The sequence below is a fragment of the Pseudoduganella sp. RAF19 genome, from assembly GCF_052114165.1.
Classification (GTDB): Bacteria; Pseudomonadota; Gammaproteobacteria; order Burkholderiales; family Burkholderiaceae_D; genus Rugamonas.
The window spans coordinates 320,917-334,280 of the sequence record NZ_JBFREF010000001.1 but is presented as its reverse complement, the minus strand read 5'-3'; the positions used below and the strand labels follow the sequence as shown (position 1 = coordinate 334,280).

Annotated in this window: 13 protein-coding genes, 8 tRNA genes and 1 pseudogene; 4 read left to right on the top strand and 18 right to left on the bottom strand. The window is 59.7% G+C overall.

Going from position 1 to position 13,364, the window contains the following annotated elements; all coding sequences use genetic code 11:
• The first annotated feature begins 138 nt into the window (after window positions 1-138).
• From AB4Z19_RS01670 to AB4Z19_RS01660, 3 genes are read left to right on the top strand one after another with little or no spacing between them, the layout of a single operon-like run.
• Entirely contained in the window at window positions 139-363 is a 225-nt protein-coding gene (locus AB4Z19_RS01670; RefSeq protein ID WP_442034033.1) for a hypothetical protein, read from the top strand.
• A gap of 4 nt (window positions 364-367) precedes the next feature.
• Window positions 368-1,771 carry an ATP-dependent RNA helicase DbpA gene (dbpA, locus tag AB4Z19_RS01665; RefSeq protein ID WP_442029846.1) on the top strand — a complete coding sequence of 468 codons (1,404 nt, stop codon included), beginning with the start codon at window positions 368-370 and terminating at the stop codon, window positions 1,769-1,771.
• Window positions 1,772-1,773: 2 nt separating this feature from the next.
• A complete protein-coding gene (locus AB4Z19_RS01660) occupies window positions 1,774-2,409 on the top strand; it encodes an SAM-dependent methyltransferase (protein WP_442034031.1) in 636 nt (211 codons plus the stop codon).
• Here AB4Z19_RS01660 and AB4Z19_RS01655 read toward each other — a convergent pair.
• Together AB4Z19_RS01655 and AB4Z19_RS01650 are read right to left on the bottom strand one after the other, a co-directional pair.
• Window positions 2,406-2,966: a DUF4337 domain-containing protein gene (locus AB4Z19_RS01655; RefSeq protein ID WP_442029707.1), complete on the bottom strand. Its 561-nt coding sequence runs from the start codon at window positions 2,964-2,966 to the stop codon at window positions 2,406-2,408. The genes AB4Z19_RS01660 and AB4Z19_RS01655 overlap by 4 nt on opposite strands.
• A gap of 37 nt (window positions 2,967-3,003) precedes the next feature.
• Complete coding sequence (locus AB4Z19_RS01650) at window positions 3,004-4,605, bottom strand: amidase (protein ID WP_442034029.1); 1,602 nt, start codon at window positions 4,603-4,605, stop codon at window positions 3,004-3,006.
• A gap of 166 nt (window positions 4,606-4,771) precedes the next feature.
• Here AB4Z19_RS01650 and AB4Z19_RS01645 point away from each other — a divergent pair, with 166 nt between their 5' ends.
• The gene (locus AB4Z19_RS01645) at window positions 4,772-5,179 is read left to right on the top strand and encodes a hypothetical protein (protein WP_442034028.1); all 408 of its coding nucleotides are present in this window, start codon (window positions 4,772-4,774) and stop codon (window positions 5,177-5,179) included.
• A gap of 136 nt (window positions 5,180-5,315) precedes the next feature.
• On the opposite strand, the gene AB4Z19_RS01640 is transcribed toward AB4Z19_RS01645, so the two are convergent.
• The 16 genes and pseudogenes from AB4Z19_RS01640 to AB4Z19_RS01565 form a co-directional block, all read right to left on the bottom strand.
• Complete coding sequence (locus tag AB4Z19_RS01640) at window positions 5,316-5,891, bottom strand: elongation factor P (RefSeq protein ID WP_442034026.1); 576 nt, start codon at window positions 5,889-5,891, stop codon at window positions 5,316-5,318.
• A gap of 61 nt (window positions 5,892-5,952) precedes the next feature.
• Entirely contained in the window at window positions 5,953-7,092 is a 1,140-nt protein-coding gene (gene earP / locus AB4Z19_RS01635; RefSeq protein ID WP_442029174.1) for an elongation factor P maturation arginine rhamnosyltransferase EarP, read from the bottom strand.
• Window positions 7,093-7,113: 21 nt separating this feature from the next.
• A tRNA-Glu gene (locus AB4Z19_RS01630) sits at window positions 7,114-7,189 on the bottom strand.
• Between the two features lie 31 nt (window positions 7,190-7,220).
• Window positions 7,221-7,296: transfer RNA gene (locus AB4Z19_RS01625), tRNA-Glu, on the bottom strand.
• A gap of 60 nt (window positions 7,297-7,356) precedes the next feature.
• Window positions 7,357-7,671 carry a cytochrome C oxidase subunit IV family protein gene (locus tag AB4Z19_RS01620; RefSeq protein WP_442029173.1) on the bottom strand — a complete coding sequence of 105 codons (315 nt, stop codon included), beginning with the start codon at window positions 7,669-7,671 and terminating at the stop codon, window positions 7,357-7,359.
• 9 nt (window positions 7,672-7,680) lie between these two features.
• On the bottom strand, window positions 7,681-8,346 hold the full coding sequence (locus AB4Z19_RS01615; RefSeq protein ID WP_442034024.1) for a heme-copper oxidase subunit III family protein: 666 nt from the start codon (window positions 8,344-8,346) through the stop codon (window positions 7,681-7,683).
• A gap of 120 nt (window positions 8,347-8,466) precedes the next feature.
• Window positions 8,467-8,847, bottom strand: a pseudogene (locus AB4Z19_RS01610) (cytochrome c oxidase subunit 3); the annotation flags it as partial.
• A 170-nt stretch (window positions 8,848-9,017) separates the two neighbouring features.
• The gene (ctaD, locus tag AB4Z19_RS01605; RefSeq protein ID WP_442034022.1) at window positions 9,018-10,832 is read right to left on the bottom strand and encodes a cytochrome c oxidase subunit I; all 1,815 of its coding nucleotides are present in this window, start codon (window positions 10,830-10,832) and stop codon (window positions 9,018-9,020) included.
• An 11-nt stretch (window positions 10,833-10,843) separates the two neighbouring features.
• Window positions 10,844-11,938, bottom strand: a complete 1,095-nt coding sequence (locus tag AB4Z19_RS01600; RefSeq protein WP_442029092.1) for a cytochrome c oxidase subunit II — start codon at window positions 11,936-11,938, stop codon at window positions 10,844-10,846.
• 78 nt (window positions 11,939-12,016) lie between these two features.
• Window positions 12,017-12,514 (bottom strand): hypothetical protein, encoded by a 498-nt coding sequence (locus AB4Z19_RS01595; RefSeq protein WP_442029091.1) that lies wholly within the window; start codon window positions 12,512-12,514, stop codon window positions 12,017-12,019.
• Window positions 12,515-12,641: 127 nt separating this feature from the next.
• Window positions 12,642-12,717 (bottom strand) — tRNA-Glu (locus AB4Z19_RS01590).
• Window positions 12,718-12,748: 31 nt separating this feature from the next.
• Window positions 12,749-12,824 (bottom strand) — tRNA-Ala (locus AB4Z19_RS01585).
• Between the two features lie 21 nt (window positions 12,825-12,845).
• Window positions 12,846-12,921: transfer RNA gene (locus AB4Z19_RS01580), tRNA-Glu, on the bottom strand.
• Between the two features lie 41 nt (window positions 12,922-12,962).
• Window positions 12,963-13,038: transfer RNA gene (locus AB4Z19_RS01575), tRNA-Ala, on the bottom strand.
• 28 nt (window positions 13,039-13,066) lie between these two features.
• Window positions 13,067-13,142, bottom strand: a tRNA-Glu gene (locus tag AB4Z19_RS01570).
• A 33-nt stretch (window positions 13,143-13,175) separates the two neighbouring features.
• Window positions 13,176-13,251, bottom strand: a tRNA-Ala gene (locus AB4Z19_RS01565).
• Window positions 13,252-13,364: the final 113 nt, after the last annotated feature.

Genomic DNA, 13,364 nt, shown 5'->3' with positions numbered 1-13,364 from the left:
TACACTGCGGTCCGATTTTGTAATCGAATGGCGGCGATACCCAGCGCAGTAAATGGGGACGTCACACATTTCAGAAAATGTGTGACGTCCCCATTTACTGCGCTGGGTATCGCCCCATTTTGTTTTCTGTGGCGGCAAATGAGAGATAAAAAAGACAACGCGACCTTGGATTTGCCGGGCTTTGGCCCTGCTGAGCCAATGGAGCCGGAGCTTAAGCGTCCGCCGCCGCCGCGCAAGCGCAGCAAGGCGATGAAACAAGAGCAGATGGAACTGCTCGAACCAACCGATACCACCGGCCTGCCAATCTGGCAGAATGATCCCAATCTTGACTTAACGGGCCTACCTGTCTGGCGCCGTGACTAACGCCATGACTTCTTTCTCTACCCTGCCCCTGTCCGATGCCTTCCTGGCGAACCTCGATTCGCTGGGCTATAAGGAAATGACGCCAATCCAGGCGCAAAGCCTGCCGCCGGTGCTGCAAGGCTGCGACCTGATTGCCCAGGCGAAAACCGGCAGCGGCAAGACCGCCGCTTTCGGTATCGGTCTGCTGCAAAAAATCAATCCCGCGTGGTTCGCGACCCAAGGCCTGGTGCTCTGCCCTACCCGCGAGCTGGCGGATCAGGTGGCAAACGAACTGCGCCGCCTGGCGCGCAGCGTGGGCAATGTGAAGATCCTGGTGCTGACGGGTGGCGCGCCAATGCGTCCTCAGATTGCCTCGCTAGAGCATGGCGCGCATATCGTGGTCGGCACGCCCGGCCGCATTCGCGATCACATCTCGCGCCAGACCATCGATCTCTCGACCGTGCAGATGCTGGTGCTGGATGAAGCGGACCGCATGACGGATATGGGCTTCTACGATGAGATCGCGGGCATCGTGAGTGCCTGCCCGAAACGCCGCCAGACCTTGCTGTTCTCCGCCACCTATCCGGACGATATGCGCGCGGCCACCGAAGCCTTCCTGTATGAGCCGGTGGAAGTGATCGTGGAAGCGCAGCACACTTCTTCGCAGATCGAACAGCGCTTCTATGAAATCGGCTTCAATGAACGCGACGCTTCCGTAGCGCGCCTGCTGGGCCATTACCGCCCCGCCTCCGCCATCGTGTTCTGCAATACAAAAGCGCACTGCCGCGAGCTGCTCGATACGCTGCGCGCCGACGGCTTCTCCGCGCTGGCTTTGTACGGCGAACTGGAACAGCGCGAACGTGATGAGATCCTGGTGCTGTTCTCGAACCGCAGCTGCTCGATCCTGATCGCGACCGACGTGGCCGCGCGCGGCCTCGATATCTCCGGCCTGGAAGCCGTGATCAATGCGGACGTGTCGAAGGACAGCGAGGTGCACATCCACCGCGTGGGCCGCACCGGCCGCGCCGGCGAACAGGGCCTGGCGCTGACGCTGTGCGCGCCCAACGAGAAGAAGTGGGTGAAAGCGATCGAGGAGTATCAGGGCTCCACCGTCGAATGGCGCGATATCAAGGAACTGTCGGCCGAAGATGAACATGGCGATCCGGCGCCGATGATGACCCTGTGTATCGCGGGCGGCAAGAAGGACAAGCTGCGTCCCGGCGACGTGCTGGGCGCCCTCACCGGCGACGGGAAGCTGATGAAGGAGCAAGTCGGCAAGATCAATGTGACCGAGTTCCAGACCTACGTCGCGCTGGACCGCCGCATCGCTTACGACGCCTTCTCGCGCCTGAACGCCGCCAGCCGCATGGGCGGTGATTTCGGCTCCTTCAAGGGCCGCAACTTCAAGATGCGCTTCATCGAAATCTGATCATGCTCATCATCACCATCAAACAGGGCAAGGAAAAAAGCATACTTGCCGGCGACCCGCTGATCTATGTATCGGCCATCGAAAAAGTCGATGGCAAGCCGCAGGAGCGCAACAAGCCGGGCGCCACGGCGATCGTGCAGACTTCGTCGCGCCAGTTCCTGGCCCGCGCAGCGTACAACGCCAAATCGCAGGTCGCGGCGCGCGTGTGGAGCTTGCACGAGGATGAGCCGGTCGATCACGCGCTGATCAAGCGCCGCGTACAAGCGGCTGTGCAGCTGCGCGCCGATGCGCTGAACAGCGCAGATCCGCAGGCGCTGATTCAGCTGATCGATGGCGACAAGGACGGCCTGCCAGGCCTGCTGGTACACAGCTACGGCGGCACCGACGGCTATCTGGTCTGCCAGTTCAATGCCGGCGGCGTCGACTTGTGGAAGGTCGCTATCGTGCAGGCCCTGCTCAAAGCCACCGGCTGCCGCAACGTCTATGAACGCTGCGATCAACTGATACGCAAAGGTGAAGGGTTGCTTGTCGCGCCGGGTGCGCTGGCAGGCGACGAGCCACCCCAGCGGCTGATGGTGCGCCAGGGCGGCAAGCTGCTGCCGATGGATATACGCACCGGCTTCACCTACCCTCGCTAAGACAGCAAGGCCACCAGCGCGGTTGGGTGGAAGGGCAAGCCAAACAGACCGCAAATGCCCATGAAGATGCCAAACGCCGTAGGCACCATCGACAGCCAGAATAGCCAGCGCTGCCTGGTCAGCGTGGTGATCGCCAGCAGCGCGATCGCGATCGCCAGCATGGCGTCGGACAGGTCGAACTGGTCGTCCTTGAAATTCAAGGCGTCGTAGGTCTTATCGTCCTGCTCGGCCTGGGCTTTCAGCTCGTCCTTCTTGCGCTTCTGATCCGCAGCCAGCTTGACGTAATTGGCGATGGCCTCGTCGTAAGCCGGCTGCTCGCTCGCCGGACGCCCGCCCTTGGCCAGTTTGAGCTGCACGATCGTCGCATTCGCGACCTCTTCACGGATATTGCGCGCCTGGTAGAAGGACCAGTGGTCCACCTTATTCGCCTGCGCCTGCTGCATGGCCTGATTGATGTTATCGTCCTTGACCTTGCAGATGCCCATGAAGGTCGCGAGGATGGCGACCACCACGGCCACACGCATATTGAGGGGATTGTTGTCGTCTTTCTCGTCCATGCCCTAGTGTTACCAAAAGACCTTAAGCCCTCATTAATTACTTCACTGCCAGTGATACGGAGGCGCGAAATTGTGGGGCGCGGCGGGCCATGGTGGCTTGTTCGTAGGCGTAGGCCATCCCGATCAGCGAGGCTTCGCTGAAGGCGGTGCCCACGAAGCTCAGGCCGACGGGCAGGCCTTGCACGTGGCCCGCGGGGACGGTCACGTGGGGATAGCCAGCAACGGCGGCAGGTGAAGAGAAGCTGCGGCCGTAATGGTCGCCGTTGATGAAGTCAGTCAGCCATGCGGGGCCGTCGGTGGGGGCGATCAGCGCGTCGAGGCGGTGTTCTTTCAGGACCTGGTCGATACCCTCTTCGCGCGAGTAGCGGCGGTTGTTGGCCAGCGCTTCAATATATGCCTGGCTGTCCAGGCCTTCTTTGGCTTCGGAGCGCTCGAGGTATTCCTGGCCGAAGTATGGCAGTTCGAGTTGCGCGTTGCGCTTGTTGAAGGCGATCAGGTCGGCCATGTTCTTGACCTGCGCGTCCGGCGCGTAGTTCTTCAGGTAGGCCGCGAGGTCGGACTTGAACTCATACAGCAGCACTTCGGTTTCGCTGTCGCCGTATTTCTCGGTATTCGGCACCTTCACGTCGATCAGCTCCGCGCCGAGCGATTTCAATGCGGCGAGCGCCTTTTCCATTTCCGCGTCGATGGCATCGCTGCCGCCGAAGAAATTGCGTGCGATGCCGAGGCGCTTGCCCTGCAGGGCGTTCTTGTCCAGGGCCTTGGCGTAATCGGAGACTTTGCCTGCGCCGTCCTGCGTAATGGGGTCGTTCGCATCGGCGCCGGCCATCACGCTCAGCATGAAGGCCGCATCGGCTACATTGCGCGCCATGGGGCCTGCCGTGTCCTGCGAATGTGCGATAGGAATGATGCCGCTGCGGCTCACGAGTCCGATCGTGGGCTTGATGCCGACCAGGCCGCAGATCGACGCGGGCGATACGATGGAGCCATCCGTCTCGGTGCCGACTGCCAGCGTGGCCAGGCCGGCCGCTATCGCAGCGCCGGAACCGGAACTGGACCCGCTGCAGTTGCGGTCGAGAGAATACGGATTGCGCGTCAAGCCGCCGCGCGCGCTCCAGCCGCTGACGGAATGCGTGGAGCGCATATTCGCCCACTCGCTCAAATTGGTCTTGCCGATGATGACCGCGCCGGCAGCGCGCAGTTGCGCCGCTACATGCGAATCCTTCGCGGCGCGCACGCCAGCCAGCGCCAGCGAACCGGCAGTGGTGCTCATGCGGTCTGCTGTCGCAATATTATCTTTCAGCAGAACGGGAATGCCATGCAGCGGACCGCGCACACGGCGCGCCAGCCGCTCGCGGTCCATTTCGCGGGCGATCTTGAGCGCTTCGGGATTGATTTCAATGATGGCATTGATGCGGGGGCCGGCTTTATCAATGCTGTTGATGCGGGCAAGGTATTGCGATGTCAGCGAATGGGAGGTCAGCTTGTTCGCGGCCATCAGCTCCTGCTGCTGCTGCACGCCGGTGTCGAGAATGCCGCCTGGACCGGGCTTATTTGCCGCGAACGTGCTTTCTGTGCGCGCAAGCGTCGCCGCCCCGCCGACGGCCAATCCCATCCGAACAAAATTCCTGCGATCCATGCCATCCCCGCTGATGAATGATCCTGCAATATTGCCGAAAAGTCGCAAACCGGTAGCATACCAGTGACTGTAGGTAAATTGCTATCAAAAAACTAAAAATATTTCTTGACAGCATATTTCTGTGGGGAGGACACTACCAACCATCTATGCTTGTACTCTTTGCAATATGACCCCGAACCGGCTTACCCTCGTTGAACCGCAGGTCAAAGCGACTAATGCGGCAACTGCCATTTCCGGCAATGGACGCTATTTTGTCTTTACGAGCTCGACCCCACTGGCCGCCTCGGACACAACCATTGGCGACGACGACATCTATATCCACGACCTGCAGACCGGTACGATTAAGCATGTGTCGACGCCAGCGACGGGAACGCTGGGCGGCGTCAGTGGCGAACCCGCGATCAGTAACGACGGCAACTTCATCGCATTCGAAAATACTCAGCCGCGCGCAGCTACCACACTTCAACTGAAGAATATGACCAGTGGCGCGATGACCGCCATTTCGACAGATAGCACCGGGGCCATCGCCAATGGCAAAAGCTTCGTCGCACCAGGACCTGCTGCTGGCGTTTAGCGAAAGCCCTGAAAACAAAGCCGCTCTGGTTGGAGTGATGGACGCCGGTTTCGCCTATCTGCGTGGTTGATTGAACTGAACAGGCAATAAAAAAGCCCGCGGTTGCGGGCTTTTTTGCGTTTCGGGGATGCCGAAATTAGTTGCGAACAACTTTCTTGAATTCGTTGGTACGCGTGTCGATCTCGATCACGTCGTCCTGGCTCACGAACAGTGGCACCTGGATGGTGAACTGCTTGGCTTCGATCGCGTTTTCGATCTTGGCTTCTTTCATCACGTTACCGGAGGTGTTGCCCTTCACTGCTGGCTCCGAGTAAACGATCTGGCGAGCGATGGTGATTGGCAGTTCAACGGAGATTGCCTTGCCGTCGTAGAACACGGCTTCGCATCCCATGCCATCCTTCAGGAAGTTGATGGCTTCGCCCATGTTTTCTTCTTCGATTTCGTACTGGTTGTACTCTTCGTCCATGAAGACGTACAGCGGATCAGCGAAGTACGAGTAGGTCACTGGCTTCTTGTCCAGAACTACAACGTCGAACTTGTCGTCGCCGCGGAACACGTTTTCCAGCGGAGCGTTGGTCAGCAGGTTCTTCATCTTCCACTTGTAGGTGAAGCCGGTACGGGAGGAACCGTTGACGTCGGAGCGCAGCACGATGAACGGCTTGCTATCGACCATGATGATGTTGCCGACACGAATTTCTTTTGCTGGTTTCATAAAAACTCTACGCTTATAAAGGGGGGTTGCAGTAACCGATCATTATAGCTCACTTTTCTCATTAGGCGTACTGGAGGGATCGGGCAAACTCCAGTAAATTAGTGGCGAGGTCCCCATGGGACCGCATCTGTTGCTGCCAGTCGACAGCGCGCTGGGACAAGGGTCCCAGGTCGCCCATCAGGGCGCTCCACAGCGCCTGCCAATCGTGGCCTTCGCTGGCGCCGTTCCAGGCAAGTGAGAATTCCGGCAGGCTGGCATTTCCAGCCGCATAAGGTTGCAGGAAAGCCCGCAGCTTCTTGTGGTGCAGATTTTCGTCCTGGAAATATATGTGCCAGACAAAGGGATGACAAGCCCACTGCGCGCGCACCCAGGAATCTTCCCCACGCACGAAGTTCAGATCGCACGACCACAGCAGCTTGTCGTACTCAGTCTGCGGCACGAAGGGAATCACACGCACCGTCAGCGCGCCATGCGTGCGTGCTGCGCCCGCGCTGGCGTCCCCACCGAGGTACTGGCGCACGGCCGCATCGGCCACGCCTTCAGGCACCAGACAAGTGATGGCATCGCCGCCCGCCGCCCAGGCAGCGAACAACTCAGCGACCGGCGCGTGCGGATAGCAGAACAGCGAGACTTTCAGCGCGGCCTGTTCTTCCGACGTAACGCCTAGGCGCGACAGCAAGGCGGTCGCGTCGTCGGCCGACCAGGCGGCGCGCTGCGCAGCGAGGTCACGCTCGACCAGCAGCCCACCGGTTTTATCGGTAAACCCGGGGAAGAAGAAATGCTTGGTCAGCGGGAAGCGCGGGTGCATGGACGGCAGGCGGTGGCAGCCCTCCACCCACTCCTCAGCAGTCAGCCCTTCCAGGTTGAACCAAACGGGCTTGCTTGCGCGCTGCGCCATGGCTTCCACGTAGCCGGGCGGGATATCGACGGCAAAGAATTCGATGACGATGTCGGCCACATCGTCCGGCGTGAAGACGCCATTCTGATCAAGCCAGTGGCGCACGGTCACGCCATGTACGGTTTGCGTTTCAGCGGCGGTATCGACTTCCGGGCAGATGCGGCGAAAGCTTGCCAGATCGTCCACCCACAACGTGACGGCAACGCCGTGCTCATGCCGGAGCTGCTTCGAGAGCCGCCAGCAAATACCGATGTCGCCAAAGTTGTCGACAACTTTGCAGAAAATGGCAAGAGTGTTGGTCAATGCGAGAGGAAGGAAGTGTTTTGGCGTCCCCACGGGGATTCGAACCCCGGTACTCACCGTGAAAGGGTGATGTCCTAGGCCTCTAGACGATGGGGACCGGGACGTGCACTACGCTGATAGATTTGACTTGGCGTCCCCACGGGGATTCGAACCCCGGTACTCACCGTGAAAGGGTGATGTCCTAGGCCTCTAGACGATGGGGACGTCGTAAAAGCGTGGCGGCATTGTAGCAGCATGCCTCCCGCAAATCAAGATTGCGTTCAATCAGCTGAAGAACGCTTGCCGGATCAGATAAGTGTAATCGGATTCCATTGCCATCAGCGCGCATAACACCAGCAGCGCTGCCGGCGGGACGAGAATCACACAGATCAGGGCGACCCGCTCCCATTTCAGGTGCATGAAGAAGGCGACAATAAAACCCGCCTTCAGCACCATCAGAATCAGGATCAAAGTCCAGCGCAGATAGCCCTGCACGTGAAAGAAGTCGACCAGGTAGGAGAAGGTGCTCAGCACAAAGAGCAGAATCCAGATCTTGAAGTAGATGCTGATCGGGTGCTGGGTTGTCGTTGCGCCGGACATGATCGCCTCCTACCACAGATAGAACAATGCAAAGATGAACACCCATACAAGATCGACAAAGTGCCAATACAGGCCCGCAATCTCGACGATGTCATAACCCCGCTTCTCGTAATAGCCCGACATCACGCGCTTCGCAACAATCGACAAATAAATCACGCCCGCCGATACGTGCAGCCCGTGGAAGCCGGTAATCATGAAGAAGCAGGAACCGAATTGCGCCGCGCCCATGGGATTACCCCACGGCCGCACGCCTTCGTGAATCAGCTTGGTCCACTCGAAGGCCTGCATGCTGACGAACATTGCGCCGAACAAGGCCGTCACCAGCATCAGCACGCCCGCTTTCTTGCGGTCGCGCCGGTAGCCATAGTTGACCGCCATCGCCATGGTGCCGCTGCTGGTGATCAGCACGAAGGTCATGATCGCAATCAGCAGCAAAGGCAAATCGGTGCCGTTGATGTTGAGCGAGAAGACTTCGCTGGGATTGGGCCAGGCCGCCGTTTCCGCCATGCGCACCGACATATAGCCGGTGAGGAAAGTGCCGAAGATGAAGGTGTCGCTGAGGAGGAAGATCCACATCATGGCCTTGCCCCACGGGACGTGGAACGCGACCTTGTCGCTCGCCCAGTCGTTGACAAAGCCCTGCCAGCCGCTACCGGCCTGCGTTTGCGGTTCCATGACTCACCTCACTGGAATGCCAACCGTCGTGCAGAATGCCCGGACCACATCGGGCGTCACGTAGAACAGCAGCGCGAACACTGCCAGCCACAGGAAGAACAGGAAATGCCAATACTGGGCGCACAGTGCAATGCCCTCGCCTACCCGCTCGGTAGCGCGGCCGCTCAGGAACCCGCCTGCCACCAGCAGGCCAGCCAGCATGCCGCCCATAACGTGCAAGCCATGCAGGCCCGTGATCAGGTAGAAGAAACTGTTGGCGGGATTGGCACGCAGGCCGTATTCGGCAGCCGTCATCGCCTGCCACGCGGCGAGTTGCGACGCGATGAAGGCCAGCGCCAGCAGCAGCGCCAGTGCACTCAGCTTGCGCGCGGCTTCGCGGCGTCCACTCGCAGCATTGCGGCGCGCCACTTCCCAGACCAGGCTATCCGCCAGCAGCAGGCCGGTGCTGAGCCACAGCTGCCACGGCACATACGTCAGATTGCGCCAGTCCTCGTACGCCATACGCATGACGTAGGCAAAGGCGAACAGCAGGAACAGCGAGCTGACCACGGCCATGAAAACCCACAGCCCGACCTTGCGCGTGCCGTGCGGCGCATCCGGTCCGCCGTTGCGGGCGCCCCGCCCGTCCGGCAAGCCTGGGAAGCCATTGGTGGTGCGCAGCGTCGCGCCGCTCATTTCGGCACCTCTTCATCTTCGCGGTGCGGCACTTGCGGCGGGCGTGGCGGCGGCGTGTGCGGCGGTGCGCCATGCTCGTTTTCTTCCGGCCCCACACTCTGCGGAATGTAATCTTCGCCATTCGGCGCATCAGCGCGGCCGTAGTCGTAAGCGCCGCGATAGGCCACCGGCAGTTCCGGCCCCCAGTTGCCGTGCTGCGGCGGGGTCTGCGGCGTGAACCATTCCAGGCTGGCCGCGCGCCATGGATTGCCTCCGGCCGGCTTGCCGCCCTTGATGCTCCAGAACAGATTGAACAGGAAGACCAGCTGCGTCACACCGACAATCAACGCCGCCACTGTGATGAAGGCATTCATCGTATGCGCGGATTCGGGGATGAATTTGTAGTTCTCATAGGCGTAGTAGCGGCGCGGCATGCCGAGAATGCCCAGGTAGTGCATGGGGAAGAAGATGGCGTAAGCGCCGATGAAGGTGACCCAGAAATGCAGCTTGCCCAGCACTTCGTTATACATGCGCCCCGTGGCCTTCGGATACCAGTGATAAATCCCGCCAAACACCGCCAGCACAGGCGAAACGCCCATCACCATGTGGAAGTGCGCCACCACGAAATAAGTGTTCGACAGCGGAATATCGATACCGACGTTGCCGAGGAAGAGTCCCGTCAGGCCGCCGATCAGGAAGGTCGAGATGAAGCCCAGCGCGAACAGCATGGGCACGGTCAAGTGGATGTCGCCGCGCCACAAGGTCAGCGTCCAGTTATAGACCTTCAACGCGGTTGGGACCGCGATAATCAGCGTAGTGGTGGCAAAGAAGAAGCCAAACAGCGGGTGCATGCCGCTCACGTACATATGGTGCGCCCACACCACAAAGCTCAGTGCGCCGATGATCACGATCGCCCACACCATCATGCGATAGCCGAAAATCTGTTTGCGCGCATGGACGCTGATCAGGTCCGAGATCACGCCAAACGCAGGCAGCGCTACGATGTAGACTTCCGGGTGGCCGAAGAACCAGAACAGGTGCTGGAAGAGCAAAGGGCTGCCGCCCTTGTAGCCCAGCTGCTGCCCCATCGACATAATCGCCGGCATGAAGAAGCTGGTGCCCAGCGTTTTATCGAGCAGCATCATCACGCCGCTGACGAACAATGCCGGGAAAGCCAGCAGCGCCAGCACGGTGGCGATGAAGATGCCCCATACCGTCAACGGCATACGCATCAAGGTCATGCCGCGCGTGCGCGCCTGCAGCACGGTTGTCACGTAGTTCAGGCCGCCCATGGTGGCGGCCACGATGAACACGATCAGGGAGATCAGCATCACGACGATGCCGCCCTCCACGCCGGGCGTGCCGGGCAGAATCGCTTGCGGCGGATACAAGGTCCAGCCCGCGCCGGTCGGCCCGCCGGGCACGAAGAAGCTGGCGCACAGGATCACCACCGCCAGCAGATAGAACCAGTAGCTGAGCATGTTCAGGAAGGGGAATACCATATCGCGCGCCCCCACCATCAGCGGGATCAGGTAGTTGCCGAAGCCGCCGAGGAACAGCGCCGTCAGCAGATAGATCACCATGATCATGCCGTGCATGGTAATGAACTGGTAGTAGCTGACCGGATCAATGAACTGGAACTTGCCGGGGAAGCCCAGCTGCAGGCGCATCAGGTCGGACAACACCAGTCCGATCATGCCCACGAAAATAGCCGTCATCGAATACTGGATGGCGATGACTTTATGGTCCTGGCTCCAGACGTACTTGGTCCAGAAACTCGTTGGGCCGTGATCGTGCTCATGCTCCGTTGCATGCTCTTCGCCGTATGCCATGCGCTCTCTCCTCAGCGGACCGTCTTGATGTAATCAACCAGCGCCGTCAGATCTTCTTCGCTCATTGGTGTCGTCGGCATCACCGGCGCGAAGCCCTTGACGATCTGCGCCTTCGGATCGGTGATCGAATGCTTCAGATAGGCTTCATCGGCCGTGACGATGCTGCCGCCTTCCAGATTTTCGGTTTTACCGAACAGTCCTTTCCAGCTTGGGCCTACGCCTGGCGTGCCGTCCACGCTGTGGCAGGCCACGCAGCCTTTGGACTGGGCAATCAACCTGCCCTGCTTGCCCGGCTCGGCGGGACCGCCAATGCCGCCCGGCGTTCCGCCTGCAAAAGTCGGCTGCCTGGCGAGCCAGGTGGCGTAAGTCGCCGCGTCTTCCACCACGACGGCGCTGCGCATATTCGAGTGGCCCACGCCGCACAACTGGGCGCACAGCACTTCATAGCGGCCTGCCTTGGTTGGCGTCAGCCAGAAGTGGGTGACCAGGCCGGGCACCATATTCATGCGGGTACGGAACTGGGGTACGTAGAAGTCGTGCAGCACGTCCTGCGAGCGCAGGTTGGCTTTGACGGGTTTGTCGAGCGGCAGGTGGATTTCCTGGCCCTCGACCAGCACATCATCCTGTCCATCGGGATCGTTGGGGTCGATGCCGAAGGGATTGGTCGGATTCATGAAGCGCACGTCCGTCTTGCCCAGCTTGCCGTCCTTGCCCGGCAGCCGGTAGTGCCACTGCCATTGCTGGCCCATGACTTCGAACACCATCGCATCCGGCGGCGGCGTAATCAGCTTGGCGTACACCGACAGGCCCGGCGCCAGCATCGCAATGATGCCGACCGAAGTGCCGCCGATCAGCCACCATTCCAGCTTGCGGTTGTGCGACTCCGCCGCAGCGCGATGACCCTCGCGGTGCTTGAACTTGACCACGGCGTAAGCGACGAAGATGTGGAGGACGACAAACAGCGCGGCCGTGATGACCAGGGTGATCATCAACGCATCATCCATCGCCTGCCAATTGGAGGCGATAGGTGTCAGCCACCAGGGGCTGAAGAAGTGAAAGATAAGCGCGCCAAGGACAATCAGAATGAGTGAAATTGCCAACGCCATGATGAATGAGCCCGATAAGTTATAGGGAAACTACGGGAACGCCCCGCTCGCAGGCGGGGCGCAAGGGGCTACATTTATTCAGGTCTTATCTGGCCGTTCCAGCAGTCGGTAGAACCAGGCGGCGCAAGCGCCAAACGCGATATGGCCAATAAAGACAGGCCAGCCGCGCAGATCGGCAAACCAGGAGAAGGCGCCGGACATGCCATAGAAATTCAGTACGTACAGCAGAACGCCGAACGCTGCGCCTGTGATGATGACCATGCGGTTGCTCGAATCCAGATGGAAGGGAGCGATGATGGCCGCCAGCATCAGGGCGAAGGTAATGCCAAGGACGTAGTGCACAACAAGGGCTGCAATCACAATGCCAAGACTGTATCCGGAGGTTTGCAGGACTTCCCAGCCCATCACCATGGCTGCAACCATGCGTGACACGAGCCAGGGGTCGCCTTTATTCATGGCGGTGTAGAACAGCTCCAGCAACATCAAGATACCGCCGGCTCCGAAACCGGCGATGGCAGCGGCGGTCCAGTCTCCCTGGCGCGCCACCCAACGATGCGAATGCATGTGAAGTTCCATGACTTCCTCCTCTGCGGGTCCGTTAGATCATCTTAGTACGGATTTCGCAACATGCAAAGGAAACAAGCTTGATGATAATTTAGGCAGCTTTGCGGCAGACCAAAGGCCAATGTAGGAAGGAAAAAGCTGGCGTCCCCACGGGGATTCGAACCCCGGTACTCACCGTGAAAGGGTGATGTCCTAGGCCTCTAGACGATGGGGACCTGATGGACTGTTGTCTCTGTGCCGCATTTTTGGTGGAGGTAAGCGGGATCGAACCGCTGACCTCTTGCATGCCATGCAAGCGCTCTCCCAGCTGAGCTATACCCCCGCTGGCACAGAATAATCTAACTGGCGTCCCCACGGGGATTCGAACCCCGGTACTCACCGTGAAAGGGTGATGTCCTAGGCCTCTAGACGATGGGGACCTGTTGGACTGGTGCTACACACTACTTCAATCCGTGCTGCTTGGTGGAGGTAAGCGGGATCGAACCGCTGACCTCTTGCATGCCATGCAAGCGCTCTCCCAGCTGAGCTATACCCCCGTATGCGGGCACAGATTGTTACTGCTCTTGGCGTCCCCACGGGGATTCGAACCCCGGTACTCACCGTGAAAGGGTGATGTCCTAGGCCTCTAGACGATGGGGACCCTGGACTTGCTATTACTTACTCTTCGCTGAACTGGTGGAGGTAAGCGGGATCGAACCGCTGACCTCTTGCATGCCATGCAAGCGCTCTCCCAGCTGAGCTATACCCCCGTTTTGCGAAGAGACAGAAGTATAGCAGCCCTTCAGTGAATTGCAAATGCCAATTTGCAAGATTGACTAAAAAATTCAAGCCCACTGAAAACCAGCGGCGTAAAGCGAGTGGC